Origin of the sequence: Streptococcus sp. 27098_8_113 (genome assembly GCF_041432545.1) — a bacterium.
Taxonomy (GTDB): domain Bacteria; phylum Bacillota; class Bacilli; order Lactobacillales; family Streptococcaceae; genus Streptococcus.
On the sequence record NZ_JAPVZU010000032.1, the window covers coordinates 1 to 852 of the forward strand.

General features: G+C 40.3%; 2 protein-coding genes. One reads left to right on the forward strand and one right to left on the reverse strand.

Annotation, left to right across the window (positions count from 1 at the left end):
- Nucleotides 1-365 (reverse strand): prepilin peptidase (locus tag O3644_RS10015; protein ID WP_371595637.1); only part of this gene is annotated, 365 nt, incomplete at its 3' end.
- A 165-nt stretch (nt 366-530) separates the two neighbouring features.
- Between O3644_RS10015 and O3644_RS10020 the strand changes: the two genes are divergently transcribed.
- Nucleotides 531-852 (forward strand): ferritin-like domain-containing protein (locus tag O3644_RS10020; RefSeq protein WP_371595638.1); only part of this gene is annotated, 322 nt, incomplete at its 3' end.

Consider the following 852-nt stretch of genomic DNA (forward strand, 5'->3'; position numbering starts at 1 on the left):
ATTAGCCAGATTAGGAGAGGGTATTCTTGCTCACGCTGATCGTAGATAGCTAGGGTCAAGCCCATCGTTAGCAGTAAGAGCTGGGCTAGCGAAAGATAGCCTAAACTCCAGCTTAGAAAAATCAAGCCCAGCACTAACTCAAAAGCAGCATACCAGACAGGCAGCTGGATCTTGCAGAAACGGCAGCGGAAGCCATTAAGCAACTGAGACAGGATAGGGATCAAATCCCGTGCTCTGAGTATCTGCTTGCAGTTGTCACAGTGGCTGCTTGGTGAGATGATGGACTGGTGAGGGAAGCGGTCAATAACTAAGCCTAGAAAGGAGGCCAGAACCGTTCCGACTAGAAAAAAGTATAGATGAATCATACTTGTTTATTCGTGATTTTGAGTAGAAAAATCTAAAATTTTACAACTTTTCTAATAAAGTAAAAATTTGAGTTTTAAGGCTTGACTTTCTTAATTAGAAGCATTATAATTAAAACATAATCGATAAAGATTAGAATGATTACAAATAAAAAGAGAGGTATCATTATGACTCAAGTAAAACATGGCGCTGCAGCAGATGTAGCAACTTTCACTAACCAAAATTCTTTACCAAAAACAAAAGCAGTTCTTAACCAAGTGGTTTCAGATCTTTATACAGCTCGTATCGCTCTTCACCAAGTTCACTGGTATATGCGTGGTGCAGGCTTCATGGTATGGCATCCAAAAATGGACGAATACATGGATACAATTGATGAAACCTTGGATGAAGTCAGCGAACGTTTGATTACTCTAGGTGGCAAGCCTTATTCAACTCTGACAGAGTTTATCCAACACAGCAAGATTGAAGAAAAAGCTGGCGAATTCAGCA